Genomic DNA, 24,210 nt, shown 5'->3' on the forward strand with positions numbered 1-24,210 from the left:
CAAAGTTAAAGTGTCCTGATCCCGCAAAGTAAGAATGTCACACTCCCCGGGGTTTTGATGACCTGGGCGATTGCGGATGGGATTGATTGCGATGAGTGAGCGTGATCTGCAGCGGATCAGGAAGACCTGTGCGGCGTCGATCCGGCACAAGACGATCGGCCGGCCGTCAAACAGCCGGATCGGCGATGGGGTTCGCGATTATGCTGTGGCTCTCATTCGAGAGCGCTATGCGGACTTTGGTCCAACCTTGGTGGCCGAGAAGCTTGCCGAGCGCGATGGGCTAACGGTGTCGCGCGAGACCTTGCGGCAATGGATGACGCAGGCCGACCTGTGGCTGTCGTGCAAGCAGCGACGGACGTTCCATCAGCCACGATTGCGGCGCGAGGCCTATGGCGAACTGGTGCAGATCGGTGACGAGCATCGTTGGTTTGAGGATCGCGGTGACCCCTGTTCATTGCTGGTGTTCATCGATGATGCGACTGGCAAGCTCTTGCATCTTCGCTTTGCTGGCTCGGAGAAGCGGTGTGCAACTTTACCCTTTGAGAGATTTTGTTTTTGCCATGCAACAGAACGAACCCGTCACCGGATCCGGTGACGGGTTCTAAATCGCCTCGCAATATAGGTCGTTGAAAAGTCGCTTAATACATAAAGTGGAAAACACTTCCGCAATCAACGCCGTTCCGGTTTCGGCCAAGGTAACAGCATTCATAAATTAGCCTGACCTTATTTAAATGTCCATTCACCATTGCCTAAAACATGAAAGGCGCCGTGATTGCGGCACGGCGCAGTGATGACATTGCGCCGTGCCGCAAATGTTCTCCGCCAATCCTTATCCAAAGGCTGTACGCCAAGCTCCTTATGTCGGAATTGTCTCTTCAAACGCCCGGGGGTACAAAACGGCGTTGGCCTTGAACGCCATAGGGGCATGGCAGTTTGGCATATCTCGTAGCGCCATGCCCCGCCCAAGCTCTTGCTGATACTGAAGATTGTCCTCGGCTGAAAAAGCCAAACCGAGGGAAACAACTGGCAGCACCGTGCGGATTTTCTACGCCTACATTGCGATATGCGCTGTTCTGAGTGGCTTCGCTCTTTGGAGCCTGTTCCTGCTCGTCTCGCCGCCGGAACAAGCTGCACGGCCAACAGCGGGATTTTCCAATTCGGATTCGGTCGGCAAGCCAAACAAAGGCGCGCGAAACTCGTGCGCGATCGGCGGCATATGCCCCTGAAGACTGACGCCGGGTCTGTTTGCGCCATCCGGCGAAGGGTAAGGTTCGGGAAAACGTCCCTTGATGAAGGACAGCCCGGATGTGATGGATCGAAGACAACCTCTCAATTGTGCCAGCTAGAGGTTAAAACTCAGTCCAACCTTGATGTCCTGGGTTTTTAGCTCGGTCGGCTTTCGAAAAAAAACTGCCAAATCCGAGTGTTGCATATCTGGCGTCACCAAAATCGGTATACCGGTACTCAATTCGGCTGTTGATCCGATCTGTGCGACGCCCATGCCGACTGTCGATCCCACCTGCACCTTGGAGCCCGCGACAACGGCCCTGTCCGGTCGTTGCCGCGATGATCGGATCAATGAGGCAAGGTTTGCAACTTCTTTGAAGTCGGTGGATCATATTTTGCCGACCGTCCAGGAGCATTCAAACCGGCCTGTTTGAAGATTTGATCATGACCACCAATCCCGAACCCTGCCCGGTCTGCGGGCAACCGAAATGAGCTATAACGATGCGCATATGATGGTTATAATTCGGCTCGGACAGCGCGAATCCTAGTCCGAATGGATGATGGTCACTCATCGTTCGACTTAAATGAATGTGGCAATGTTTCACCGCTTGCCGAAATATGCTATCCTGTTTCTACACATTGAGTACGCATCCCGCAGTGGACTGCCCCGTGGCCAGCGTCTTGCAGCGTCTGCTCACCCGTTGAACTCAAGTGCTGAAAAGCGCGGTGGAGGAGAATGCAATGCATTACAGCGTGCAGTTTTTCACCTGGACCCCTAAGCAGGGCGTCCATCAGGTCGGGTCGACTATTGAAATCGATGCGGTCAGTCCGAAACTGGCCGCCGTGTCGCTGCTGGGGCTACGGCTGGACGAGACCGGTGTAGCCAAGAAACTTGCGGTGCGCGTCTGGAATACGCCAGATGACAGCAAGGCCGATTGTGCCTGCTTCTATTATCATTAAAGCAAATTGCTGCCCTACCCCACGATAGGCTGCCATGGAGAGCGGATAGGCTTCCAGCCGTCTATTGTCAATTGACGTGTGCCTTGTCGCTAAAGAGCGGCGGGTATGTTTGTTCTAACTCTAGGCGGATCGCTATTCCGACGCCGCGCGATCCTTTGGGAACCAAAGAAAAGGCTGCGTTCTTCCTGATATAATTTCAAATCTGTGGGAGATTTGGAGGCCTCGCCCGGGGTCGAGCAAATCAGCAATTTCAATATCTTGCCGGCGGATATTGCCACACTTGGCAGAAATAATTTCCTTTGATAATCAAAAGCGACTGCCACACCCAGCCACACCCAAGAGTATGTTTAGGCTTTGCTTAATTCCTTGCCTGGCTGGGCATCTGGCCCGATTATCTCTGGTCTCATCTCCCCGTTGATATGTTGACCTGGGCGCCGAAGCGACGGGTGCAGCGGCAAGCCGCTACAGTTTTAAGCAGGCTTTTAGTTTTTTCTCGTAATCGGTCGAAGGCTCCGGCGTGTTTAAGCCGCATGCGAAAAGAATAAAGGGGTCAAGCCGCCTACCGTTTTGTAACCCCAACTTCGTTTCCAGCGTCTCCAGCTTCCCTAGGCAGTGTGGACGGATTTGATCAAGATGAAGCCTGCGGCGATTGCGACGATGGAGGCGAAATTTTGTTTGGTCTTCTCGCATCGTAGCGCGATGCGCTTGAAGCGTTTGAGTTTTCCGACTGCTTGCTCGATGCGGGCGCGACCTTTGTAGAGCGCTTTGGGAAAGAACGTCGGCTTTGATTTTGCCGTTGAACGATAAGGAATGACGGGAACCGCACCCCGCCTTCTTGCGGCCTGCCGGTTAGCCTTGCTCTCATAGCCCTTGTCGCCCATGGCGGCGCGGGGATCTACATCAGGGCCAAGGCCAAGCAGGATTGGAAAGTGCGGAGCGTCACCTTTTTCGCCCCCGGTTAGATCGAAGGCGATGGGATATCCGTCGAAATCGGTCTTCAGGTGGATTTTGGTCGAGAAGCCGCCTCGCGAGCGGCCAAGCGCTTGGCCATATTGCCCCCTTTTGCGCCTGCTGCCGAAACATGCGCGCGCACTACGGTGCTATCGAACATCTGAACCAGATCGGCCGACGTGCTCAGACTGGCAAGGTGCTCGAAGAAAATCTCAAATACGCCTGACTTGCTCAATCGGGAAAAGCGCTTCCAGACACTGTTCCAATGTCCATAGCGCTCCGGCAGACCCCGCCAGGTGATATTGTTGACGGAGAAATAATGCAGGGCCTCCAAAAACAGCCGGTCATCTCGACCCTTGTCGCCCCGCCGCGGAAGCGAGGCGCGGAAAACCTCAAGTGCGACCGCCCAGTCCGCTTCTGTCATCTTCGTCAGCATCGCCGATCTCCTCTGAAACCGGCAACCCATGAATCATTCAAATACTGATTTGGGAATCGCAGAAATTAAACATGCGGCAATCCGTCCACACCGCCTAACATATCGAGCCCAGACCACAGATATTGAAGATACTGCGCGTTTACATGAACTCTAACCGCCGCGTTGGAAGCAAATTCGTTATATAGGCCGTATTTTTCAACGAGCTTTACAACATAATCGATGCTGTTGGGGCTTGAAGCTTCTGAGCACCCGCTCCGGAAGTAACGGGCTGCTGTTGCCTCTGACGTTGCTGCAAGCCGCGCATCATGCATGGCATAAGCCAGGCGATTGAGGGCAATTGACCTCGGCGTCGAAAAAACATCGTTGGCTAGAATAGGTAGATTGATAATTTCGGTTGCGATACCTGAACCTTCAAATGCCGGTCCTGTGTCAGCTCCATAGACCGTTAATATTTGGCCACTTGCTGCCCTTGCAAACTCCATCGCGTGACGAAGTTCGTGAAGTATAGTGCTGTAGTGTTCATATAGTGTGCGTGAAGTACCAATACCTATATTGATATTTCCAGGGTATGTTGTGGTAGAGTTGGACGAAGTTGTAACTTTAATACTTATTCCATGGTAAAAATTTTTTGGATTATTAGGATAATAGTTATAGTTTTTGGCCACCCAATCCTTTGTCTTTTCGAACATGTCGTTTATTTTATCGATATCTTCTTTGCGAATTTGCTCGTCGGGTTGATAGCCCCCGATCTCAACGACATCCTCCCTCCACGCAGCATCCCATTTATCCCGCAATGATTTACCGGAGTTTGCGTCAATAACTTCGAGCATCGCTGGGATTATATCCTTGTAGGCACCGAAAGCTGACGATTGCCGCAGCGCCTCCTTTATTGTCTGCCGATCTTGCAAGCTGAAATCTGCAGGATCGGGAAAGACGAGATCCAGGGCGGTGGAGGCGGAGTCGCGAAACTGAAGGGTTCGATCCGCGATGTATTCGCCAACTTTCTCATTATAAGATTCCAATGACGAGCTTTGATCATTGTTAAATTGCTGATCGGCCGAAAATGCTGTCCAAACCAGCTCGCGATCACCCTCTGTATAAATTGTGCATTTCTTTTTTGAGTCCGGTGATGCCTCTATTCGTTCTATCCACCAATTTTTAAATAATATCATAGCTTTAGCGGTGTCGTTGACTGCAGGGTCTCCCACCAACTTTGCAACAAATGAAGGGTTCGTCACATTGCAATATTTTTTTGCTGAGTTCCATGTACCGACATCTTGCCATTTGAGCGGCATGTTGTTTAGAAATATTGCGTTCGCATCTAGTAATACCTCATCATCATTCTGGTATATCTCTGGACGCTTTTGCTCTAGCTGATACCCTCCGAGAATATCATAGTTCCGGATCATCAATTGGCAGGCGCTGTCATTGTCAGCCCCTCCCCAGCTATCCCCAGTAAATGCGCCTGCTGAATAGGCGCGCATTTTGTAAAGAGCTTCTTCTCTGAAATGAATCTCAGTGGGACTGAGATCGTCATTTGCCAAGCCTCGCAATTCATCTGCAACTTTGAGGGAATAATCTTTAATGTCCGCGTAGGACTTTCTCTCGGGAAGTCTAATTGAGCCAAAAGGTGACGTACCGTCCCAGTCAAGGTTCTCAACTGCGCCGCGGGGGTATCGTAGTGTCGCTCGCTTCGCGGCATACTCTGCGAGGTATGCTTTTTTCAAAGCTTGCCCGAGGTCCTGATTTTTTATCGTTGAGAGCGGGTTTGAAGCACCCGCCGCGGAGGTGAATCTGGCCAGAAAGCGATTGATGTTCAAGTTCATCGCAGCCGTAGGGCATCGCAGCAGGTTTTTTTCTTTCGAGGCCAAGGCACTTGCGTCCCATTCGGAACTAAAGTGCGATAGTCGGGTTTCAGCAAGTACTGAAAGTTGAGATTGCGTTTGCTTCGGCAGATCATCCCATCGAGTATCGATGGGCAAAGGCTTCAGTAGTTTAGAAATTATCGTCCCGTCGGAAGCTGGTGTTGGATGCAGTTTTTTGTATTGACAGTCTTGCGATGCGAATGTTGGTGAAGCAAGCAGAACGACTGATACTGCGGTTACAAGGACTGTAAATGTACGCATGGCTCCCCCTCCTTCTGGATATTAGCATCTAGTATCTACGCAAGGGCGAACAGGTTGCAACGTTTTTCGTTGCGACACGCAATGGTTTGTTCTCGTTTGAACCGGCGCCTACGAACCCAGCAATCGCGGGAGTGGTGAGAGAGACATGACGGACTATGTAGGCCTTGCGCTGTCATCATCCTTATGATCGCCGCCCTAGCTGCGATTCTGGTTTCCCTAGCCATGCAAACCGTACAACTTTTCGGATGGGGTTGACTCTCTTTATGTTGAGAACATAATGAGAACTCTTGCGTCGGATGCGGAACGCCGATCTGAAAATCCATGCACGTTTGATCCATTGCTCGGGCACTGTGGAAGAGGGAAAGCTATGCCTACCATCAGCGCCGCAGCGCACGATATCCAATATCCTGGCCAAGTTGACGATATTGCCGCCGCCCTCGCCTTCCACCATGGTGACGTGCGTGCCACCGGAGCCTTGCTGGCAGATATCAAGTTTCTGAAGGAACAGCTGGCCATCACTCAGGTTGGGATGAGCATAGGCTTCGCCCCGTACTCTTGATGGCCTGCGTAAGCGGCCGTGTAGCCGAAATACAGGTCGTCTTCTAACGAGGCACCCGCAATGACCGCCTCGATGATCCCGAAATCGAACTTATAGGTTCGGCCCTCGACCGGCTTGGCACCAGAATGGATGCTCGGCATTGTTGCCGTCGAGGCCATCAGCGATTGCTGCAAAAAACCTGCCGCGAACGGCATCCGTCCACCTTCGATGTCGAGGGGCTGCATTTCCTTCACCCACATCGGCGGCGTTCTGGTTCCGCACGGCCTCGATGGCTTCCGGTAACTTTCCCGCGAAGTTGGCAACGGCGGCTGCAAATGACAGCGCAGCCATTAGGCAGCTCGTGCCCGATAACGGCGCAGGCCAGCCGCAATATAGTCGATGTCGTATTCCAACCCGGCACTTGCAGCCGATCTTGTGCCTTGCCGGCGCCTTCGGATCGTGAGGATACATCAGCATCGTTCCGTCTGGTGCTACGAATGGGATGTCGAGCGGTACGGCATTCTGTGTGGCCATCTGAACATGCTGCATACGTGGGTGTTCAGAGCCCGAATGCTTCCACTTCTTTGTCACATCTTGAGCGGTGATCTTCCCCGCCTCGATCTGTTGTCGGATCGCGTTGTCGCGCACGGAAAATAGGGCGGTGCGCGTTTCCTCAAGCCTGATCATCTCGCCGCGGAGCAACAGGTTTTTGTCGGACAGGCGCATGACGATCTTGCGCGCAATTTCCGCGTCGACAGGCTTCCCCTCACGAATGGCTCTGGCCACAGTTCGGTCGAACCGCTTTAAGGTCAACGTACTTGCTCATGGCCACCGGATCGCCGGACAAGAGGTTTTCCTTTGCTCTGGCGATGAATTCCACCTGTCGGCTCGTAAGGCCGATATAGCCGCCTTCCCGTCTACCGGTGATCCGGTTGAGCGTGCCGACAACGTCCAATGCCGTTTTCGTTGGGTTCTGGCCCTTGGACAGCCCCGCCTCGAAGCCCATGCGAAGGGCCTCCCGTTGATCATCAGTAATATTGGAGACCAGAGTAGCCGATTGCTCGCGGATAAGTCGCTCGGCTTCTGAGTTTCGCACTCCGAACTGGAAGAGTACCCGCATTCCGTCCGGTGAGATCAAGAAAGGCAGGCTCTGCGCCATGTTGATGCCGCCGGCGTTGAACGCTTCTCGAAGGGACAGTTCCAACGCCGCGAAAGCCTCTGGCTCAAACTGTAGGGCAGCCACCGTGCTGGCAATATCGCCGCGCTCCAATCGGTCTGCGATCGCCTTGAGCACGATGGAGGATTTGGTCGTCTCGATGGCTTCGCGAAACGCTGCGGCAACCTTTGGCTCATACTGGGCAAGAAGCTTGTCAAAGGTCATAATTCCCTACCTGTCATGAAAAAAAAGCCCGCCGAAGCGAGCCGTTTGTAGGTTTCAACTTCGGTATTCCAACTACGCTGGAAGCAGGTAATTGCACACAATCTCGGGCCGCCCACTTGTTTTTACGGTGGCTGCCTTTGTAGCACGATACACAGCGAGATAGTTTTGGAGGGCAGGTACGGCAAGCATTTCCGGACGAGATAGTTGCTGCTCGACAAATCCTGAAACGGTGTTGCCGCAATCCCAAGATCCGTACTTAAGTTCAGCCAATGAAATTTCTAGCAGTACTCCGAGCGGAGCCAATGCATAATCCGCGCGACCCGTATTATATCTCTTCCATGCCACGGTAAGAGCATTCCTGTAATGCTCACGAGCTTTCAAAATTCCAGTAATTCCATCCCGCCCCAATGTATTAGCGGCTAATCCGATGTAAACCTCTTGAGGCTCAAGGTTCTCTCTGTCCGCAGCGACAAGAGCTGACTTATAAAATCTCTGACCATCGTCAAATTTACCAATCACAGTAGCCATTTGAGCCAATGTTAAATTCTCAAGATAACTAGACCCATTAAGCACATAGTCAGGATATCGGCCAATCTTATCGAGCTGATAACTAATTTGTACCTGGCTGATTGTCGTCATCATGATGCCCGATTGGCCGCCAATGGACGATTGAGACTGCGCGAACTCCTTATAAACACGTGTCATTTCGCCTATGGCAACTTTTAGGCCCTCTTCCATTTCTAACTGACTGCTGAAATATGCACGCCATAGTTCACTTGGAAACGTCCAGGAAACGGAAATTATCAATGCTAAAACACCGCAAACATTCGCAGTGCCGTTCCATGTGGCCTTAATACGTTCCTTTACGCTGGCCTTTGCAGTCAGGCCCTTGTCATCTGCACCATTGTTTTCCATTGCGCCCCCGCACCAAATTTGATGGATGGACCAATAGATACGCAATTTCCCGCATTACGCGAGTGTTTGCTGGAAATTATATTCGACCCTGAGCAACGAAGACGACGTTGGTCACGCCGTCGAAATTGTAGGGATCGATGTTCACGATCTGGTAACCTTTGCCCCCGACCGTCGCGATGTCGTCAACCTGGGGCGTGATCGCTAGCCCAACCGCTGAGATGTAGATTTGCACGTCGCCGGTCTTGATCAGTGTCCCGTCGATGTTTCTGGCTTCGTATGCCATCGGCACCAGCGTGGCCGGATACGCTGTTTCCAACGGATCGCCGCCGTTCACCTGGTCTGGTGGGACAATGCGCGTCACGGTGCCTTGCAGGCCAAACTTTTCGATGAGCCGAGCTGCTGTGTCTCGCGCTTTCGAATAGTTGAATTTCATCGCGTACCTCTCCGGTAGTATTAGGTTGGGCTAAAATATAGCAGCAACGATTGGCTGCACTGTGGTATGCTCTCCGTAACCAGGGAGGGAACGATGAAACTGTCGACTTCTGTACTCACTGCTATAGTGCTTGTTCTCCAGCCCACGCTTGCTATGGCCGGGGAGCAATTTGCGACGGTTGAAGCAAGTACCTTGTCGAATAATCAGATTGTCACGGGGTCGCTCTACTCCAGTGAAATCGATAAGGCGCAAGACGGAACCTATGTCGTTCACGGGTATATGGTTGGTTCAGGGCGCACCATGGAGGTGGAAGCTCGGATCCCTGAAGGAGGAATAGAGGTCCCGAAACAAGGCCTGACAGTAAATGGTGCGTCGCTCACCCAGCTCCATTCCTATGAATTCAATACTTTGCAAACGAGAATTACAAAGAGCTTTTACAAGGTGGATGGTGCTGCATCTGGGGCAATCACAGTTACCGATGACCCTCTACCCATTATCGGTTGGCTTGTTATCGCGGGCGTTACGATGATACTTGTTCCGGCTGTCGTTTGCTTGGAGCAGGAAAACAAAAAACTGCTGATTAAGGTAGGGCTCAACTCAGACAACCGTCCCGAGGCCGGGCTTGAGTGTGTGCCTGCAACGTAAAGCGGTCATCAGACCACCAGCATCCCCGGCAGGATCGGGATGAGGAACGGCCAGAGCAGCCCCTCGATGGTGGTGACGACCGGCGTTGCCATGGCGACGAGATCGGCAATGTTCGTCGACGAAGATACCGAATACTCGACCTCAAGCTGCCCGATCTTCTCGCGCTTCACCGTTGCGGATCCGGTCACAACCGGCGACAGGCTGCCCGGGTTGGTCAATTCGAGGAAAGCCGCCTCATAGCTGGCGTTGACTATGGCAACCGGGATTTCACCGGTCGGGATCGCTTCGCCATAAAAGGTGGAAGCTCCTGTCCTTCCCCATGCCCGTTCCTGCTCGTACCCACCGGTGCGCGTGCCAGAGAAGAACCGCTCATACCGATCGATCACCAGCGAACCGCGCTGACAGGCCGCCGTGATGTCTGCCTCTTGGGTGCCATCGGGAATGACATAGCCGGCAGCCTCGGCATAGGCGGTAAGGCCTGCATTGTCGCCATATCCAGCCATGTCTCATCCTTGCACTGTATATTAGGTAATTACAAATCATTGAAAGGCAAAGTTCTCGGGCATGGAACTACCGGCAGATGAGTTTTGAGTACTGCCGGGACTTGAGGGCTCGCCAACCTTCTCTTTCAAGCGAGCCCTCTTCTTTCAGGCCAGCTTTGCGTCGATCAGTTCTTTCAGCTTCTCAGTGCTGATGTTCTTCGGATATTCCAACCCAAGTTCGGCTGCCTGCTTCTTGAGATCGTCCCGCTCCGAGAGCTTCGGATCGTCGTCTTCAACGCCGGTCACGATGAGATGTTCGGCGTTGATCCAAGCAACGACGACGGGATGATCCCTCACGGTATCCCAATCGGCCTGCTCAACATCGAGCGAGGACTTCCCGGCAATGACCGGGCCGCCGGGGATGCCAAAGCCGCCCGGCCGGGTGTTTTCGAGTTTGACCATGATCAGATCCCATCCAGATAGCGAACGGCACCCGGGCGGCGGATTTCGACGCCGCCGAGACGGAAGATGCCAGGCACCTCGAACTTCAACAAGCGGCGCTCCGCCTGTAGGTGCTCGCATTCAGCAGCGCGTTGAATGCGCGGCTCGTGCTGTCAGCGTCGTCGTCATGCTTGGCTTCCGGAAAGCACTTCTAGTGCCGCGAACCACGCGTTGTTCCAGGGAGCGCGCAAGATCACCACGTTCCCCGCTTCCGCCTGAGCGGAGAACGGGCTGAACCGCGTGATCTTGTCTCCTGATTCCGGAGTTGCTCGTACATTAAAGCCGGAAAGCATCTTCGTCAGGTTGGTGACCTGCGACTTGCCTGCCTGCCCCGGGTCCTGTGGCAGCGATATCTGCGTTTCGATCCCGTCGGCGTCGGCCGTATTCTTTATCAGCCGCTCGACGCCGGACGGCGACAGGAAGTCCGTGACGTGATGGCCAACGATATAACTGCCGTCCGGCAACTTGCCGATCTTCGTGCCGGCCGTTGCGTCCGGATCATTCCCTTCGATTTTCGGCGTAGAAGCCAAGTCCCACCCGCGCATCCACCGGACACCAGCTGGCACCGTATCGACAACCCGGCACCATCCGCGCTGGAACAGCAGGCCAGCAGCGGGCCGAATTTTCCAGTTGCCGCCAAGGAGTCGTTCCCGCTCGACCGTGGGCAGCGCCATGAGGCTGGCAAGGTAGCTTGGGTCTGCCGCCATAAGCGCGCGGTTGTCGCTGAGCTTGGCCGGGATGAACGTTACCGACTTTGGCGGGATCGGCGCTTCAATGCCGTCCTCATTCGGCGCGGTGTAGTGGGCAAGCTCCTCCGGGTGCTCCCCCAGATGATGGCGTCACCGATACGGACGAACCAGCGAAGCACGCCGGCACGCGACGGGATTGGTAGGCCCGTATCCTGATCGATCCACCAGGCGATGAACTCGGCGACCCAGCTGTCCGCATCTGGGTTGCATGTCGCCCTGATGTAGGGCTTCACCCCACTCATCGAGCGGTTACGCGAAACCATGTACCAGAACTGCTTGGCGCTGAAATGCGTCAGCTCGTCGAAGCAGATGAGCGGGATCTGCGAGCCCTGCCAGTTTAGGACGGTCTTGTCATGCTCGAGGTGAGCGAACGAGACCGATGCTCCGGATGGGAAGTTCCACTGCAGCACATGCTCTTTCGGAGCCGCGCCGATTGCGGGGTAGAGCTTCTCGCTCTCATCCCAAAGGCCACCCTCGTTTCGAACTTGCACTGTGGATCGCCGGAAGAACACGGCGCCGAACTGCGAATTGGCCACATGGCGCAGCGGTTCCATGAGTAGTGCCCACGTCTTGCCGCCGCCGGCCGAACCACCATAGATCGCAATATCGGCCGCTGACGCCAGAAAGGCCATCTGTGGCCCCGGTTGCGGCCGGATGATTGTCTGGGCTGCCGCGCCCTTCTCAGTTCCTGCCATTGTCGGGCAACTGGAAGATCGTCACCGGCGACACTGGCACCGGCAAATCCTTTCCGTCCTTCCCTGTCAGTTCGCGGCGGTTCGTGTAGCTTCCGCCTACTTCCTCTGCAGCCTGCTTAAGAAGCGACGACGCGAGCACCATGTTACCGCTGTTCTCAGCCTTGTCTGCCATGCGCTGCAATGCGCGGAGACGAACGGCCCGATGGCTGATGGCGATGGACGCCGTGTCTTCGAGGAAGGTCTTCCGGGTCTCTTCGAACAAGGCTCGCCACTTAGGCGCCAGACCGGAAGCCGCTTTCTTATTCGGATCGTGGCTTTCGACCAGCTGACGGCTGGCCTCGACGCCAAACTCCTTCTTGACTGCTGTCGACACGATCGACGGGCTATCAAAGCACGCCAGCGCCTGCACGATGTAGGTCTTGACCTCATCGGAGAGTTTTGCTTTTGCCATAGCTGTGTCAAAGTCCGGTCAAGGTGGGCAAGCCATTTGTGGCCGCCGGTGGAGTACCAATGAAGAGCCGATCGGAAATCATCGAGCTGCCGGAACGGCATGAGGTTTTGTCGAAGCTGACGGACTTGATCAACGGAGCGTGTTCCCCTGCCGAAGCTTCTGATTGGGCAAATCGTTGGGTACTTGCTGATCACGACCCAATCGTTGACGTCAGGATTGACGACCGAGCGGTTTGGGATGCCCTCATGCAGATGAGTGGTGCCGACCTGTATGGAGGCGACCGCGAATTTCTCCACGACCACGTGGACTATCAGGCGTGGCTCGACCAACTGCGCAATGGATTCGCCTAGGCCACCCGAAGCAGGCATGTCCCGCATGAATGCTCGATATGAGCGCGGGCAATCTCGGGCGGCCGGTTGGCTGCATCCACCATAGCACGAACGCCAGCGGCATCTGCCCCATACCGACGGACAACGCCGACGAACTGCTCTACGTCGTGTCCTCTAATCGTGAACACCGGCTGGCCTGTCATCTTGTTGAACTTGGGAGCGCCGAAAGCATCGACGTCCTGGGCGGCGTGGTAAAGCTCATGCTCGACCAGCGCCATGAACTCGGCATCGCCGCACTCCTGGCAGTATTCAGCATCAAGCGTGATGATGAAGTCCGGAACGGAGCCGAACCACTCGACGACCTGTTGCTCTGCTCGGGCCTTGGACCACTTGCCCATCGCGCCCTGAGGTGATCCGGTCTCGCACTGGCCTATCACCCGCTTGCCCTTGCGGTTGTTCTCAACCACGGTCCAGAGGTAGCCGATATGGGCATAGCAAGATGCTCGTGCTCTGGATTGGCAACAGGTGACGACGGGTCAAAGAATGTCGCCTCTACCCACTCGCTGACGTCAGGCGCCGGAGCGAACGATTTGAAACCGTCGAGGCCAAACATAGTTTCCGGGGGATATGGGCGCTGGGAGTTCATTCACCCACCATTCAACCTATGATACTTATAGACGTGTTTATTTGTGTTTGGTCGCTATCACTGTGAACAACGTGGATAAGTGGCGATTATCTTGGCTGATACTGACACTCGCCGGGATCGCTATTGCAACTCAGGGTCGTTCATCGTTCCATTCTGATGCAACCAGAAAGGGATAGATGCATGCTTTATAATGACCCCAAGTACTTTCAGCAGATAGACCACCAAAACTTCCACGAGGAACGGTCGCCCGGTTGGATATCCCCTGACTCAGCGATTTATGGGTGCGTTCACTGCGGGGACGAGATTGCTGCCAACAAAGGCAATCCTCTACCACCTCAGAATCATCACCAACACAACCCGCCAGCGCCGATACGATGGAAGTTGTTGGCGGTGGCCGTGCAGAAGTAGGGAAACTAATGAGCCGGACTTAAACACCCGGCTCTCCATTTCAGGACTGCGGGGGTTAAGTTCCCACATTGATCTATTGCCTTTGACGGGTGCTTGAGCGAATTTCGAAGGCCGAGCATTTCTATGGACTGGCATTGAAAGCTATGAGCAAAACTGTATTCGACACTCTGACCGGCATGTACTTCACGGTTGATGACTCCGATGGAAGCTATGGCACAGGCCAGGTCATTCGCCTCGCTGCGGAGGGCGTCTACTTCATCCGTTTCGACGGAAACGAGGTGCCGCTGCCTTTGGAACTGGCCTCAATCGGCGAGATGTTGGAATCCACTGAAGAAGAATTCAAACGCTGGCGTTTCTTCGACACGATCGAGGAGCGAGACAAGTGGATCGAGTGGTTGGATGCTCCTTCCAAGCCCCGCGTCGTGTCGCTCGTGAGGCCGACGAAGTAATTGGTGTCGCCCCCCCAAATGCAAAAACTCCGCCATCAATAAAGGCATGGGAATGCGGGTCGTTCTCTTGATGCAGCTAAAATACGTGATCGCTAAACCAAGCATGAACGGTTTACGAACGGACAATGCACGGCTGTCGAACTAGTCCGTAAAGCTAATCCTTTTGGTGTAGAGCTACGCCCTCTCACCGGCGGCGTTACTGCACGCGGCTTCTACGACCATTTCCGTTAAATGCGCAAAACCGATTCGCACCCTAGATAGGGCCGGCGCACTGGCAACCGCCAACTCCATTACATCCTTGAGCAATCGGCTTATGTACTGGGCCATCCGCTTTTCTGCGGCGGTAACGGATGAGCTGGCCAGTATCATCATGACGAGACCGTACATGCGCCGGTAGCTATGTGGCTGACGAGCTTCCCGGAGCCATTCAATTCGATCGATTTCCATGCGTCCCCCAAATGTGAAGAGGGGAAACGGTAGAGGCTCTCGATAGTTTCAGAATACGGCGGCGAAAGGTAAATGATCAATTAAGGTTGCCAGAGGTGCGGCGCCCGGATTTCATTGAGTGCGCTCGACTGTCTGTCGCCCTCGTCGCTTGCCTTTGGTCGACATCAGGAAGACAATCACTGGCGGGCACACGGACTGGCTGGCCTTGCGCTCCATTAAAGGAGAAAATCATGAAACTCAAATATACGGTGACAGCGATCGCTATTGCGCTTGCGACTTTGACGATTTCGGCGTGTCAGACTAGGCCAAACTACGATAATCGCCCTTCCTACAGTGGCAACGACCATGGCGGCGGCAACAGCGGTGGCGGTAGTTCCGGATACTAGCCTGCCCCCCAATGAATCTTGCTGGCACTGGAGGCGTCAGCGCTCCCATTCGGTTGACAGAACGAAAACCGTGATCTCTAAATCAAGCATGAACGGTTTACGAACAGACAATGCACGGTTGCCGTAAAGGTAGTCCTTTTGGACGAGTCGCTACCCTTGGATAGCGGGATAAATGGTTGCCCTAGTTGGACCCGAAGAAGACCAGCCGTCTCACGAGGACTTTCCCGGCACGCTTAACCGACACTGAGGGTATCGACGGTTACCCCGTCACGGCATTCTCGGTGGTTTCGGGCAGTATCCGTCAACCCGTGGCGAGATGTGCGCCTGATTTAACCCGCCGCCTCTTATGACCTACCTAGCCGCAATCACATATCTGACGCCGCGGCCTATTCCATAAAGCGCAGCGGCGATAACGAAGAACACAACAACCTTTTCCAAGTCCCCTGAGCCGTTGCCCAGCACAAGGCCAAGCGCCCCGATAGCGGCTGAAAGGATGGCGAGAGCAGTAAAGCCCCAGCAAATCACATTCGCCAGGCGAATCATCATGGGCGATGATGTGGCGGGCTCAGACATGGCAAACTCCAATTGGGATGTTGCCGTATCGCTTACACCAGAAATCCTAACTGGATTGCAAACTCCAAGCTATCTGCCGGGCTACCCCCCCAGCTTGGCTGACGGTGCTGGGTGCGTATCCAGCAGCTTGCTTTAGTGCGGGGCTCGTCAGCTTCCCCTCGGATATGGTTGCGGACACAGGATTTGAACCTGCGACATCCAGCTTATGAGGCTGGCAAGCTACCGGGCTGCTCTACTCCGACAAACTGAAAAATTGGCAGCGTTCTTTTTGAGCGATTGGCGGTGAAAAACCGATCAGAGGCCCGGTGATACCGCAACAGATCAGCCATAAAATCACCTTATGGCTTGAAATATTACACTGCTTCGGAAAATTCAGAAATATCAAGCTATACGGGTACCAAGCCGTTCAGCGTCTCAATCATCGCTTTTATGGTGTTGCGGCCGGTGGCGTCCACAACATATCCGCCCATACCCTTTAGGAAGCCGCCATTGACGACGACGCGGTGGTTTTTCGGGAAAACGTCGCGAGCTTCTTTCCGGGTGAGTTTAGGGCCAGCCTGGTTTTCCTTTTCGATCCGGCGGGCCGGTCGCCGTTCCATTGATTCCAGTTCGGCCGCCTCGGCGGCGCGGATGTTCTCGATGTCTGTAGCTAGGATGCGCAGCGGGCAACCGGCCACACCAAGGATAGCCGAAACTCCGTCGCAGTCGGAAAGCGTATAGAAGCTGTGGGGATCGCGCACGAAGGCGTAACCTACCATCAGTGGGAACCGTTTCACGATGCACGCGTCCGTCCGGTGAAGCGAAGCGAGGGGAAGACGCTGACGACGGTGAAGACTGGCGGGCGTCTGCATGACGGACGTGGCCAATATCGATCTGCTATGTGGAGAAGAACAAGAGCCGTCACGGCACGATGCGCTATTACCTGCGCATCGATGGAAAGCGGATATGCCGACTTCCGGATGATATTCAGAGCGAGCAATTTTCCATTGAATACTGGAAGGCCTGCAAGACCGCCCAGCCCGTGATGGCGCGTGTCGATATTCCGAAAGCTCTGTCCTTCATCGTGAAGCCAAACAGCTTCCGGCTCTGCGTGGAATACATGTGCAGCAACGCTTTCACCACGCTCGACAAGTCCACGCAGGATCGCCGGCGGAATATCATGGAGGCGATGTGGCTGGAACCGTTGAGCGAAAAAGACGGCAGGCTATTTGCCGACATGCCGGTGTCAAAAATGGATGTGGAAAATTTAGAGGTCCTGCGGGATCGCAAGAAAGAGGTGCCCTTTGTGGCTGACGATGCGCCGTGTCTTCGACACGAAGAAGGATGGCAAGCCCGTGGTGCCGAACATCGCTCGGCTCGTTGAACCATTCCGCGCCTATAGCGACGGGCACCACACCATCGCGCCCGACGAGATCGGCAAGTTCATCGATCACCACGGCCAGAAGTCGAAAGCCGTACTGGCGCTGTCGCTGTTAATGCAGACCGGCTTTCGCGTATCGGACTTGGCTGTTATCGGCCCGCAGCATCGGTGTGGCGATATTCTCAAGCTGCGGCTATTCAAGAACCGCAACCGGACGCCGGTGGATATCGAGATTGCCATTCACCCGATCCTTGAAGCCGTGATGGAGTTGCACCCTGTCACCGGGCTCACCAATGTGCGGACTGAGTTCGACAAAGCTTTCACAGTGAAGGGACTTGGAAACAGAGTGTCCGCATGGTTCAGCCAGGCAAGGGGCTGGCAACTGATCAGGCGCACAACGAAGCCACCGACTATATGCTGGAAGCGATGTTCGGCTGGAAGGACGGGAAGACATCCAAGATCTACACGCGCAACGCAGACCATGCGCGGCTGGCCAGACAGGCCGTATCGAAGATCAACTGTGATGGGATGGGCACGAATTGCTCGAAAGCAAGGACGGGACGGAGGGGTGAAATAGGAACCGACTGCCACACCCGCTATATTTTCGATTGATTTCAAGGTCTTACTGGTGGAGCAAGAAAGGTTTGGAGGCCTCGCCCGGAATTGAACCGGGGTGCAAGGATTTGCAGTCCTCTGCGTCACCACTCCGCCACGAGGCCTCACCAGTTCAAATAGTCGAACTGTGGCGGCGGTTTAGAATGATCCTAGACAAATCGCAAGAGGGTATTTCTGAAAAACGTTCTTGGTCATTTCTGAGATGCCGTTTCCGAACCCTTCTTCCACAGCTTTGGGGATGAACAAGCCGGTGTGCGAGGAGCCGAAAACGAGATTGCGGCGTCCCGGTCAAAGCGCCACGTCCCTGCCCTGTTGCCGGGCGCATTCTCACGAAGGTGACGGGCGACGGATTCGTGAATTGGTGCGCAAGTGCTGCCGTCGGCTGTTCGATTGATGAAGCGCCAAAGCCCTTAGCGAAACGGCACTGTTTCTAACGCCCTAACGATGCCAATCGTTCAGCTCTTGGCTGGAGCGATCCGCATTATCTGTCCACGTCTCAATTGACGCGCGGGCAACCCTGGCGGTTTGCAAGTTTCAAGACAGTGTATTCGCCACGGCGTCCAATGCCGTCAACGACAACAAGGCGCCGGTTTATCGAGCGGATGCCGGGATCACGCATTCCGTACTGATAGGCACGGCGGATTGCCTGCCGTTCACTGCAATTGCTGCGCGGACGATACTCATTATTGTATCGCCGGTCTCTGTATTCAACTGCGGGACTGTCGCGTCCGATGTATATGTCCAAGGATTGGGCCAACGATGCTGGTGCCTGAACAGTCGAAATGACTGTGGCCATCAATGCCACGACCAAAACTTTTGTAAAAACGGTTCTCACATTGGCCTCCTGGGTTCCGTCCACGAATAGAGCCGATAGGTCAACGAAATCCTACTAAATAGGTTCCAAAAATAGGGTGCGATAGGGGAACGGCAACATTTGCCGATGCGCAAGCCGCATTGAAAATTCATAGGCTTACAGCCCGTTAATCGGGCGTATTGAAGGAAAAATCATGTCCCTTATTTCCGCCGCTACTCATGATTTAGAGTGCTCCGGTCGGTTCATGAGGTCGCTAAGGCATTATCTTTCAGGGGGCAAAACTATCGTCGCGCCGGACGGTGACAGGTTTGCAGCCATGTCTACAAATCACGCAATCTTCCCCACTCCTTTAAGCTGCCATAGCTGAAGTGATATCAGATCAATGATAACGGCGGATCAGCCCGACGAGTTTTCCCTGTATCTTGACCCGGTCCGGTCCAAAAATCCGCGTCTCATAGGCAGGGTTGGCGGCTTCCAGGGCGATCGAGGCGCCTTTGCGGCGAAACCGCTTCAATGTCGCTTCCTCGTCATCAACCAGGGCGACGATGATTTCACCGGGGCTGGCGCTGTTCGTATTGCGGATGATGACCGTGTCGCCGTCGAGAATGCCCGCCTCGATCATCGAATCACCGCGCACTTCAAGTGCGTAGTGCTCACCGGTCCCAACCATCTCGAGCGGCACGGAAATATCATGTGTATTGTTCTGGATCGCGGAGATCGGTACGCCGGCGGCGATCCTGCCCATGACCGGTATGGAGACGGTATCGTTGTTTGCGGCGGCCTTGACGGGTGCGGCAGGTGCCGGTTGTGCACCAAGACTGCCCTGGATGACGCTCGGTGAAAAGCCGCGCTTGGGCTGGAGGCTCGTGGTATAGGCTTCTGGTAACTTGATCACTTCCAGCGCCCTCGCCCGGTTGGGCAGACGCCGGATGAAGCCTCGCTCCTCAAGCGCTGTAATCAGCCGATGAATGCCGGATTTCGACGCAAGATCCAGTGCATCCTTCATCTCGTCGAACGATGGCGGTACGCCCGATTCCTTCATTCTTTCGTGAATGAACAGAAGCAGTTCCTGTTGCTTGCGGGTCAGCATGAACGATCACTCCAGAATCGAGAAACAAATCAAGAACGAACACTATCTGTTCCATATGTGTTCCGCAAGTCCCTAAAATTCGTGAGTGTTTTCAACGCAACAGAAAATCATGCTGCATAGCGGCTCCTTTCCGCTCAGCATTCCGCCTGCCATTTATCGCGGGAAGCTATCTGTTGGAACCTTTGCGCGGCCGGTACCGTTTCGGTTTATCTCGTAACAATGCGATGGACGGCCTGCTCCGGATGCCGTCCGAGGAGGCTTTGATGGCGAAATACACCGATGAGCGCGCTTCCGATGCCGATGTGCAGAAAACCGTGGAATTGAGCGGCGTGCAGGCCCGTCAAGGCTTTTTAGGCCGGCCGGTACTGATGGTATTAATCTGCGGCCTGGTCCTTGCAATGCTCGCCTGGGCCGGTGCGGAAGTGTTTGGCGAAAGCACAGACAACGACGCTGCGACCAAGGTTGAGGAAAAGCTGCCTGCCCCGAACAATGGCGCTCCGGCCACGCAGGGAACCCCGGCCGATCCGGCGCAAATGGCACCTGCGGACAAGGACCCGACGCCACAGACAGGCTCAGGCGGATAAGCGGATCGGATCCGGCTCAAGCCTCTGCCGAATCGGGAGAAGGCCTTACGCCCAGCTTCCTAGCTGGAAGCCGGCCATTTGCGCGCCCACCAGACCGAAAGCCGCCGCCGCTTTCGCCGGACGAAGGCAAGGTCGTGCGACAGGACGAGAAGGCCAAGGGGAATCATCCAGAAACCGAGAACCGGGAGAAAACCGAGAATGCCGCCAAAGATCAGCGCGCCGCCGATGGAAATGCGCAAAAGGCGCGATTGCGGCAGCCGCATGCGCCACGTGCCGATGACGAGTTCGTGGGTGCGGGCATCGATGCCGAATTTTTTTGTTTTCCGCTGTTCTGCCATCAAATACCACCTGCCAAATGTCTGGCCACCCGCCATGCCCTGCGAACGCTGCAATCCTGCGGGTTTACCCCCGGCAAATCAACGGCGCGCTTTCAACTCTCACATGGGGAGTTGTCCACAATCAGACAAGATTGTGCATTTTTTTTGAAAAACCGCTTGGCAAATCGGAAAAGCATTTGTATTAGCAGCCTCACTTCTGCAGCACACACCGCCGCAGATTATCCCTGGTAGCTCAGCGGTAGAGCATTCGACTGTTAATCGACAGGTCGCCGGTTCGAATCCGGCCCGGGGAGCCAATTTCCAAAGGCCTTGCTGAAAAAGCAAGGCCTTTTTGGTTTCTGGCAATACCGCCCTGCGCCGCCTTCATGTCCTACCGGTAACCACTGGCGTCCGCCGGTTTTCCGGCATCCTGCACCTCGGTCATGTAGCGCCAGCAGTCCGGCCGCGATCCGTCGAGATCGGTAAAGCCGTAAATCTTGGCGAGATCGCCGCTTGAGGTCGATTGCCCGTTGAGGCGTCCCCGCTCCGGATCCGCAGCCAGGGCTGAAACGGCGCGGCCGGTAAAGCGCGGGGTTTCGGAAATCACGAAATGCGGCTGGGCCTTTATCGCTTCCATCCAGTTTTCCTCGCGCACACCAAAGATGTCGAGCATCATTTCAGAACGCATCCAGCCTGGAGAGATTGCCACCGATGTCGCTGCATGCGGCGCCAGATCCTGCGCGTGTGCCCACGCCATGCGAATGACACTGGTCTTGGCGAGATCGTAGAACGGGCTGAGCCGGTAGTGGGTGGCATTGTATTGCGCCGTGCCATCGGTCATCTCGACCAGCAAGCCACCAGGATTCTCGATCATCAATGGCAATGCGTAATGGGCGGTGACCAGATGGGTATCGATCGCCAACCGCAAGAGTTTCAGGCCATTTTCAAGCGAGTGTTCCCAGACCGGCTTGTTCCATTCGGTCAAATACTCGCCGCCCCAGATGTCATTGACAAGGATATCGAGCCGCTTTTCGTCGCGGCGGATGCGGGCGACCACAGTCTCGACTTCGGCGTGGATGAGATGATCCACCCGCACGGCAATGCCTTTGCCACCAGCCTGTGTCACAAGTTCAGCGGTTTCTTCGATCGTTTCCGGGCGGCCATAGTCCGATTGCCGGGTTCGTGTTGTGCGGCCGGTCACGTAGACGGTTGCGCCCGCTGCCCCCAGTTCCACGGCGATGCCACGGCCAGCACCACGCGTCCCGCCGGCCACAAGTGCGATTTTCCCTTGCAGGTCGCTTACCATGTGAATGTCCTCCTTACTGGAATCGGAACCACAAACAGAGTTGATAATAACCGAACGTTCGTTCATAAACAAAGTGAACGCAAGGGGAAAATAATGCCGCGCCCACGCACATTGTCTGACGAACACCTGCTTGATCTGGTGCTGACGCTGATCCACGCAGAGGGGCCGGAGACGGCGACGTTTGCCGCTGTCTCCAAGGCAAGCGGCCTGTCCGGCTCGACACTGGTGCAACGTTTTTCGACCAAGGCAGCGATGCTGCGTCAGGCTTTGCTGCATGCCTGGGATCAGCTGGACGCCGAGACGGCCCAGCTGTGCGAAGCAATCCCTAGGACACCGCAAGGTGCCGTTACCTTGCTTGCCGGTCTGTCAGGAAATTATGGTGACAGCTCTGCCGTCTATGCCGACGGCCTGCGTTTGTTGCGAGAGGACTTTCGGGATCCCCAACTGCGAGCGCGGGGTGCAGCCTGGGGGCGAACGCTGGTCGGGGCCCTCAGCACGTGTTTTACGAATGCCAACCGCCCGGAAGTGACCGCACGGCTGATTCTTGCTCAATGGCAGGGCTCACTGGTTTGGTGGGGATTTGAGGCGAATGGTCCGGTCGTGCCTTATGTCGAATCGCAGCTTCAGGAATTTCTCGCCGAACTCGGCCATTCACCTCGCCCCTCGCCGGCCGTCGCCGCCAAGCGAGATTTCGCGTAAAAACTTGGACATTTTCTGTCCGGTGATGGTGAAATCGCGGCTCGCAATATCTATCTGGGGCGGAGGCGTGAAATCGCCTTCGCCAAGCAAGTCGTGGGGGATGGTGCGTGACTGACTATCGATCCCGTGCAGCCCGGTTGAAGAGCTTTTCTCTCGGAAGCCAGTGGATTGCCTATCATCACGGCGAATCGGGTGATGCGCTGTTTCGGCGTGCCGATGGTAGCGCCTATGCCAAAGTGGCGACCGGCAGCGGCGTGGCGCTGCTGGATGACGAGCGCCGGCGCACTGCATGGCTTGCCCCCTTCAAGATCGGATCCCCGACCGTTCTCGATTGGCAGGTGTCGGACGACGTCGCATGTCTCGTGACAAGCGCCGTGCGCGGCATTCCTGCGGACCAGCTCGAAGCAGCGAGCCTTCTCAAGGCCTGGCCTTCGATCGCGGCGCGCGTGCGCGATCTCCACGCTATTCCGGCAAAAGATTGCCCGTTTGACCGTGGGCTTCAGACCATGTTCGACCGGGCGGCTGATGTTGTTGAACGCGACGGCGTCAATCCGGATTTTCTCGATCCGCGCGATCAGGACACGCCGCCGCACGTCTTGCTCGACAGAGTGCGGGCCGAGTTGCCCGAACGCCTTGCGCAGGAAGACATTGATCGCGTCGTTTGCCATGGCGATGCCTGCATGCCCAATTTCATGATCGACCCGGAAACGCTTCGCTGCACGGGAATGATCGATCTCGGACGGTTGGGCATGGCGGACCGCTATGTCGACTTGGCGCTGCTGACCGGCAATACCCGTGAAATATGGCGCACCGCCGAAGAGGCGCAGACCGCGCAAAATCGTTTGTTCGACCTCCACGCGATCGCACCTGCCGACCGGGGAAGGCTCGATTTTTACCTGCGTCTAGACCCACTGACCTGGGGCTAGCGAAGGACGGCGGCCACGCGACTTCTTAAAAAACATGGTGTATAGATCAGGCTTACAACCATGATCGGGAAGAGGAGCAGACTATGCCGTCGATCGAGATTCTTATTGCTTTCATCGCTACTACGGCTGTCTTTGCCTACATTCCCGGCCCGGCCATGCTGTATGCAGCCGCCCAGACTATTGCTCGCGGCCGCTGGTCCGGGCTGATGGCGGCGCTTGGCATTCACCTCGGCGGCTACGTCCACGTCATTGCTGCGGCCGCTGGCCTATCGATCCTGTTTCACGCCGTGCCGACCCTGTACATGATCGTCAAATTGGCCGGTGCAGCCTATCTTGTCTGGCTGGGCATTTCCCTGTTTCGGGCCAAGGTCGAGGGTGATACCGCCCTGCCCGGTATCGAACCGAAGTCCGGCCGGCGTGCCTTCTTCGAAAGCGTCACCGTCGAAGTCCTTAATCCGAAGACGGCGATCTTCTTCGTGGCTTTCCTGCCGCAGTTTGTGGATGCGTCAGCTGCTTTCCCGGTGTGGCTGCAACTGGCGATCCTTGGAATGATCGTCAACATGATGTTTTCGTCTGCGGATATCGTTTGCGTGTTTCTGGCCGGTGCCGTGATGACCAAGCTGCGCCGCTCAAGCTCCGCGCAACGCCTGATGCAGCGCGCTGGCGGCACCATGCTGATTGGGCTCGGTGCGCATCTGGCTTTCCAGAAAAGCTGAATTCCCCTCGCCGCTAATGGCTGCGGCCGTCGCTTTCTAAAGAGAAGCGGCGGTT

28 protein-coding genes, 3 tRNA genes and 4 pseudogenes are annotated in these 24,210 nt (G+C 55.4%); 14 read left to right on the plus strand and 21 right to left on the minus strand.

The features are described 5' to 3' along the window. Positions 1-76: 76 nt before the first annotated feature. Positions 77-517 (plus strand): annotated as a pseudogene (locus tag ACSQ3J_RS28575) (ISNCY family transposase); the annotation flags it as partial. Positions 518-1,968: 1,451 nt separating this feature from the next. Further along, positions 1,969-2,187: a hypothetical protein gene (locus tag ACSQ3J_RS28580; protein ID WP_060505424.1), complete on the plus strand. Its 219-nt coding sequence runs from the start codon at positions 1,969-1,971 to the stop codon at positions 2,185-2,187. Between the two features lie 605 nt (positions 2,188-2,792). On the opposite strand, the pseudogene ACSQ3J_RS28585 reads toward ACSQ3J_RS28580, so the two are convergent. From ACSQ3J_RS28585 to ACSQ3J_RS28595, 3 genes and pseudogenes are all read right to left on the minus strand, one after another. Continuing rightward, a pseudogene (locus ACSQ3J_RS28585) lies at positions 2,793-3,203 on the minus strand (transposase); the annotation flags it as partial. Continuing rightward, entirely contained in the window at positions 3,185-3,604 is a 420-nt protein-coding gene (locus ACSQ3J_RS28590; protein ID WP_436040824.1) for a transposase, read from the minus strand. The gene ACSQ3J_RS28590 and the pseudogene ACSQ3J_RS28585, both read right to left, overlap by 19 nt. A 35-nt stretch (positions 3,605-3,639) precedes the next feature. After that, a complete protein-coding gene (locus ACSQ3J_RS28595; RefSeq protein ID WP_436040825.1) occupies positions 3,640-5,700 on the minus strand; it encodes a hypothetical protein in 2,061 nt (686 codons plus the stop codon). Between the two features lie 367 nt (positions 5,701-6,067). Between ACSQ3J_RS28595 and ACSQ3J_RS28600 the strand changes: the two genes are divergently transcribed. Then, a complete protein-coding gene (locus tag ACSQ3J_RS28600) occupies positions 6,068-6,259 on the plus strand; it encodes a hypothetical protein (RefSeq protein ID WP_060505426.1) in 192 nt (63 codons plus the stop codon). A gap of 90 nt (positions 6,260-6,349) precedes the next feature. Here the strand turns inward: ACSQ3J_RS28600 and ACSQ3J_RS28605 are convergent, their stop codons facing one another. From ACSQ3J_RS28605 to ACSQ3J_RS28620, 4 genes are all read right to left on the minus strand, one after another. Continuing rightward, positions 6,350-7,051, minus strand: coding sequence for a hypothetical protein (locus ACSQ3J_RS28605; protein ID WP_348270822.1), 702 nt, complete (start codon positions 7,049-7,051; stop codon positions 6,350-6,352). Next, positions 7,005-7,619, minus strand: a complete 615-nt coding sequence (locus tag ACSQ3J_RS28610; protein WP_347360133.1) for a hypothetical protein — start codon at positions 7,617-7,619, stop codon at positions 7,005-7,007. The genes ACSQ3J_RS28605 and ACSQ3J_RS28610 overlap by 47 nt, the downstream gene beginning before the upstream one ends. Before the next feature lie 72 nt (positions 7,620-7,691). After that, entirely contained in the window at positions 7,692-8,534 is an 843-nt protein-coding gene (locus ACSQ3J_RS28615; protein ID WP_060505428.1) for a hypothetical protein, read from the minus strand. 76 nt (positions 8,535-8,610) lie between these two features. Next, complete coding sequence (locus ACSQ3J_RS28620) at positions 8,611-8,967, minus strand: hypothetical protein (protein WP_060505429.1); 357 nt, start codon at positions 8,965-8,967, stop codon at positions 8,611-8,613. A 93-nt stretch (positions 8,968-9,060) separates the two neighbouring features. Here ACSQ3J_RS28620 and ACSQ3J_RS28625 point away from each other — a divergent pair, with 93 nt between their 5' ends. Next, entirely contained in the window at positions 9,061-9,612 is a 552-nt protein-coding gene (locus ACSQ3J_RS28625; protein ID WP_060505430.1) for a hypothetical protein, read from the plus strand. Between the two features lie 8 nt (positions 9,613-9,620). On the opposite strand, the gene ACSQ3J_RS28630 is transcribed toward ACSQ3J_RS28625, so the two are convergent. The 6 genes and pseudogenes from ACSQ3J_RS28630 to ACSQ3J_RS28655 form a co-directional block, all read right to left on the minus strand. Continuing rightward, positions 9,621-10,115 (minus strand): DnaT-like ssDNA-binding protein, encoded by a 495-nt coding sequence (locus ACSQ3J_RS28630; protein WP_060505431.1) that lies wholly within the window; start codon positions 10,113-10,115, stop codon positions 9,621-9,623. A 144-nt stretch (positions 10,116-10,259) separates the two neighbouring features. Then, the gene (locus ACSQ3J_RS28635; RefSeq protein WP_060505432.1) at positions 10,260-10,556 is read right to left on the minus strand and encodes a hypothetical protein; all 297 of its coding nucleotides are present in this window, start codon (positions 10,554-10,556) and stop codon (positions 10,260-10,262) included. 2 nt (positions 10,557-10,558) lie between these two features. Beyond that, a pseudogene (locus ACSQ3J_RS28640) lies at positions 10,559-10,645 on the minus strand (major capsid family protein); the annotation flags it as partial. 75 nt (positions 10,646-10,720) lie between these two features. Further along, positions 10,721-11,302 (minus strand): phage terminase large subunit, encoded by a 582-nt coding sequence (gene terL, locus ACSQ3J_RS28645; RefSeq protein ID WP_436040826.1) that lies wholly within the window; start codon positions 11,300-11,302, stop codon positions 10,721-10,723. Positions 11,303-11,340: 38 nt separating this feature from the next. Next, positions 11,341-12,039 (minus strand): terminase large subunit domain-containing protein, encoded by a 699-nt coding sequence (locus tag ACSQ3J_RS28650; RefSeq protein ID WP_277996002.1) that lies wholly within the window; start codon positions 12,037-12,039, stop codon positions 11,341-11,343. Next, the gene (locus ACSQ3J_RS28655) at positions 12,026-12,490 is read right to left on the minus strand and encodes a DUF2280 domain-containing protein (protein ID WP_060511029.1); all 465 of its coding nucleotides are present in this window, start codon (positions 12,488-12,490) and stop codon (positions 12,026-12,028) included. Before ACSQ3J_RS28655 ends, ACSQ3J_RS28650 begins: the two co-directional genes overlap by 14 nt. Before the next feature lie 59 nt (positions 12,491-12,549). Here ACSQ3J_RS28655 and ACSQ3J_RS28660 point away from each other — a divergent pair, with 59 nt between their 5' ends. After that, positions 12,550-12,840, plus strand: a complete 291-nt coding sequence (locus tag ACSQ3J_RS28660; RefSeq protein ID WP_060505434.1) for a hypothetical protein — start codon at positions 12,550-12,552, stop codon at positions 12,838-12,840. On the opposite strand, the pseudogene ACSQ3J_RS28665 reads toward ACSQ3J_RS28660, so the two are convergent. Then, positions 12,837-13,465 (minus strand): annotated as a pseudogene (locus ACSQ3J_RS28665) (putative metallopeptidase). The gene ACSQ3J_RS28660 and the pseudogene ACSQ3J_RS28665 overlap by 4 nt on opposite strands. A 551-nt stretch (positions 13,466-14,016) precedes the next feature. Between ACSQ3J_RS28665 and ACSQ3J_RS28670 the strand changes: the two are divergent. Both ACSQ3J_RS28670 and ACSQ3J_RS28675 read left to right on the plus strand, forming a co-directional pair. Then, complete coding sequence (locus ACSQ3J_RS28670; RefSeq protein WP_060505436.1) at positions 14,017-14,322, plus strand: hypothetical protein; 306 nt, start codon at positions 14,017-14,019, stop codon at positions 14,320-14,322. A 677-nt stretch (positions 14,323-14,999) separates the two neighbouring features. Beyond that, on the plus strand, positions 15,000-15,155 hold the full coding sequence (locus tag ACSQ3J_RS28675; RefSeq protein ID WP_156393865.1) for a hypothetical protein: 156 nt from the start codon (positions 15,000-15,002) through the stop codon (positions 15,153-15,155). A gap of 351 nt (positions 15,156-15,506) precedes the next feature. Here ACSQ3J_RS28675 and ACSQ3J_RS28680 read toward each other — a convergent pair whose 3' ends face one another. From ACSQ3J_RS28680 to ACSQ3J_RS28690, 3 genes are all read right to left on the minus strand, one after another. After that, a complete protein-coding gene (locus ACSQ3J_RS28680) occupies positions 15,507-15,728 on the minus strand; it encodes a hypothetical protein (protein WP_060511025.1) in 222 nt (73 codons plus the stop codon). 165 nt (positions 15,729-15,893) lie between these two features. Further along, positions 15,894-15,971 (minus strand) — tRNA-Met (locus ACSQ3J_RS28685). A 143-nt stretch (positions 15,972-16,114) separates the two neighbouring features. Then, a complete protein-coding gene (locus tag ACSQ3J_RS28690) occupies positions 16,115-16,579 on the minus strand; it encodes a hypothetical protein (protein WP_156393864.1) in 465 nt (154 codons plus the stop codon). A 29-nt stretch (positions 16,580-16,608) separates the two neighbouring features. On the opposite strand from ACSQ3J_RS28690, the gene ACSQ3J_RS28695 reads away from it, so the two are divergent. After that, the gene (locus ACSQ3J_RS28695) at positions 16,609-17,091 is read left to right on the plus strand and encodes a hypothetical protein (protein WP_156393863.1); all 483 of its coding nucleotides are present in this window, start codon (positions 16,609-16,611) and stop codon (positions 17,089-17,091) included. Further along, a complete protein-coding gene (locus ACSQ3J_RS28700; RefSeq protein ID WP_436040827.1) occupies positions 17,012-17,665 on the plus strand; it encodes a hypothetical protein in 654 nt (217 codons plus the stop codon). The genes ACSQ3J_RS28695 and ACSQ3J_RS28700 overlap by 80 nt, the downstream gene beginning before the upstream one ends. Positions 17,666-17,733: 68 nt before the next feature. Here the strand turns inward: ACSQ3J_RS28700 and ACSQ3J_RS28705 are convergent. Continuing rightward, positions 17,734-17,807 (minus strand) — tRNA-Cys (locus ACSQ3J_RS28705). Positions 17,808-18,896: 1,089 nt separating this feature from the next. Further along, on the minus strand, positions 18,897-19,607 hold the full coding sequence (gene lexA, locus ACSQ3J_RS28710; RefSeq protein WP_436040828.1) for a transcriptional repressor LexA: 711 nt from the start codon (positions 19,605-19,607) through the stop codon (positions 18,897-18,899). A 263-nt stretch (positions 19,608-19,870) separates the two neighbouring features. On the opposite strand from lexA, the gene ACSQ3J_RS28715 reads away from it, so the two are divergent. Beyond that, positions 19,871-20,191, plus strand: a complete 321-nt coding sequence (locus ACSQ3J_RS28715) for a hypothetical protein (protein WP_436040829.1) — start codon at positions 19,871-19,873, stop codon at positions 20,189-20,191. A 59-nt stretch (positions 20,192-20,250) separates the two neighbouring features. Here the strand turns inward: ACSQ3J_RS28715 and ACSQ3J_RS28720 are convergent, their stop codons facing one another. Then, positions 20,251-20,529: a hypothetical protein gene (locus ACSQ3J_RS28720; RefSeq protein WP_436040830.1), complete on the minus strand. Its 279-nt coding sequence runs from the start codon at positions 20,527-20,529 to the stop codon at positions 20,251-20,253. A 221-nt stretch (positions 20,530-20,750) separates the two neighbouring features. Between ACSQ3J_RS28720 and ACSQ3J_RS28725 the strand changes: the two genes are divergently transcribed. Further along, positions 20,751-20,825: transfer RNA gene (locus tag ACSQ3J_RS28725), tRNA-Asn, on the plus strand. A 74-nt stretch (positions 20,826-20,899) separates the two neighbouring features. On the opposite strand, the gene ACSQ3J_RS28730 is transcribed toward ACSQ3J_RS28725, so the two are convergent. Then, a complete protein-coding gene (locus ACSQ3J_RS28730; protein ID WP_436040831.1) occupies positions 20,900-21,814 on the minus strand; it encodes an SDR family oxidoreductase in 915 nt (304 codons plus the stop codon). A gap of 93 nt (positions 21,815-21,907) precedes the next feature. On the opposite strand from ACSQ3J_RS28730, the gene ACSQ3J_RS28735 reads away from it, so the two are divergent. The 3 genes from ACSQ3J_RS28735 to ACSQ3J_RS28745 all read left to right on the plus strand — a co-directional run bounded on the left by ACSQ3J_RS28735 (position 21,908) and on the right by ACSQ3J_RS28745 (position 24,155). Further along, a complete protein-coding gene (locus tag ACSQ3J_RS28735) occupies positions 21,908-22,513 on the plus strand; it encodes a TetR/AcrR family transcriptional regulator (protein ID WP_436040832.1) in 606 nt (201 codons plus the stop codon). Positions 22,514-22,650: 137 nt separating this feature from the next. Then, positions 22,651-23,439 (plus strand): APH(3'') family aminoglycoside O-phosphotransferase, encoded by a 789-nt coding sequence (locus ACSQ3J_RS28740; RefSeq protein ID WP_436040843.1) that lies wholly within the window; start codon positions 22,651-22,653, stop codon positions 23,437-23,439. 83 nt (positions 23,440-23,522) lie between these two features. Beyond that, positions 23,523-24,155 (plus strand): LysE family translocator, encoded by a 633-nt coding sequence (locus ACSQ3J_RS28745; protein ID WP_436040833.1) that lies wholly within the window; start codon positions 23,523-23,525, stop codon positions 24,153-24,155. Positions 24,156-24,210 lie beyond the last annotated feature (55 nt).

Source organism: Rhizobium sp. LjRoot98, assembly GCF_964252935.1.
Taxonomy (GTDB): domain Bacteria; phylum Pseudomonadota; class Alphaproteobacteria; order Rhizobiales; family Rhizobiaceae; genus Pararhizobium.

Excerpts from the sequence above, each read along its gene's own strand:
- ACSQ3J_RS28580 (WP_060505424.1), top strand. The coding sequence starts at position 1,969 with ATGCATTACAGCGTGCAGTTTTTCACCTGGACCCCTAAGCAGGGCGTC.
- ACSQ3J_RS28590 (WP_436040824.1), bottom strand. The coding sequence starts at position 3,604 with ATGGGTTGCCGGTTTCAGAGGAGATCGGCGATGCTGACGAAGATGACA.
- ACSQ3J_RS28595 (WP_436040825.1), bottom strand. The coding sequence starts at position 5,700 with ATGCGTACATTTACAGTCCTTGTAACCGCAGTATCAGTCGTTCTGCTT.
- ACSQ3J_RS28600 (WP_060505426.1), top strand. The coding sequence starts at position 6,068 with ATGCCTACCATCAGCGCCGCAGCGCACGATATCCAATATCCTGGCCAA.
- ACSQ3J_RS28610 (WP_347360133.1), bottom strand. The coding sequence starts at position 7,619 with ATGACCTTTGACAAGCTTCTTGCCCAGTATGAGCCAAAGGTTGCCGCA.
- ACSQ3J_RS28615 (WP_060505428.1), bottom strand. The coding sequence starts at position 8,534 with ATGGAAAACAATGGTGCAGATGACAAGGGCCTGACTGCAAAGGCCAGC.
- ACSQ3J_RS28620 (WP_060505429.1), bottom strand. The coding sequence starts at position 8,967 with ATGAAATTCAACTATTCGAAAGCGCGAGACACAGCAGCTCGGCTCATC.
- ACSQ3J_RS28625 (WP_060505430.1), top strand. The coding sequence starts at position 9,061 with ATGAAACTGTCGACTTCTGTACTCACTGCTATAGTGCTTGTTCTCCAG.
- ACSQ3J_RS28630 (WP_060505431.1), bottom strand. The coding sequence starts at position 10,115 with ATGGCTGGATATGGCGACAATGCAGGCCTTACCGCCTATGCCGAGGCT.
- ACSQ3J_RS28635 (WP_060505432.1), bottom strand. The coding sequence starts at position 10,556 with ATGGTCAAACTCGAAAACACCCGGCCGGGCGGCTTTGGCATCCCCGGC.
- terL (WP_436040826.1), bottom strand. The coding sequence starts at position 11,302 with ATGGCGGCAGACCCAAGCTACCTTGCCAGCCTCATGGCGCTGCCCACG.
- ACSQ3J_RS28650 (WP_277996002.1), bottom strand. The coding sequence starts at position 12,039 with ATGGCAGGAACTGAGAAGGGCGCGGCAGCCCAGACAATCATCCGGCCG.
- ACSQ3J_RS28655 (WP_060511029.1), bottom strand. The coding sequence starts at position 12,490 with ATGGCAAAAGCAAAACTCTCCGATGAGGTCAAGACCTACATCGTGCAG.
- ACSQ3J_RS28660 (WP_060505434.1), top strand. The coding sequence starts at position 12,550 with ATGAAGAGCCGATCGGAAATCATCGAGCTGCCGGAACGGCATGAGGTT.
- ACSQ3J_RS28670 (WP_060505436.1), top strand. The coding sequence starts at position 14,017 with ATGAGCAAAACTGTATTCGACACTCTGACCGGCATGTACTTCACGGTT.
- ACSQ3J_RS28675 (WP_156393865.1), top strand. The coding sequence starts at position 15,000 with ATGAAACTCAAATATACGGTGACAGCGATCGCTATTGCGCTTGCGACT.
- ACSQ3J_RS28680 (WP_060511025.1), bottom strand. The coding sequence starts at position 15,728 with ATGTCTGAGCCCGCCACATCATCGCCCATGATGATTCGCCTGGCGAAT.
- ACSQ3J_RS28690 (WP_156393864.1), bottom strand. The coding sequence starts at position 16,579 with ATGCAGACGCCCGCCAGTCTTCACCGTCGTCAGCGTCTTCCCCTCGCT.
- lexA (WP_436040828.1), bottom strand. The coding sequence starts at position 19,607 with ATGCTGACCCGCAAGCAACAGGAACTGCTTCTGTTCATTCACGAAAGA.
- ACSQ3J_RS28715 (WP_436040829.1), top strand. The coding sequence starts at position 19,871 with ATGGCGAAATACACCGATGAGCGCGCTTCCGATGCCGATGTGCAGAAA.
- ACSQ3J_RS28720 (WP_436040830.1), bottom strand. The coding sequence starts at position 20,529 with ATGGCAGAACAGCGGAAAACAAAAAAATTCGGCATCGATGCCCGCACC.
- ACSQ3J_RS28730 (WP_436040831.1), bottom strand. The coding sequence starts at position 21,814 with ATGGTAAGCGACCTGCAAGGGAAAATCGCACTTGTGGCCGGCGGGACG.
- ACSQ3J_RS28735 (WP_436040832.1), top strand. The coding sequence starts at position 21,908 with ATGCCGCGCCCACGCACATTGTCTGACGAACACCTGCTTGATCTGGTG.
- ACSQ3J_RS28745 (WP_436040833.1), top strand. The coding sequence starts at position 23,523 with ATGCCGTCGATCGAGATTCTTATTGCTTTCATCGCTACTACGGCTGTC.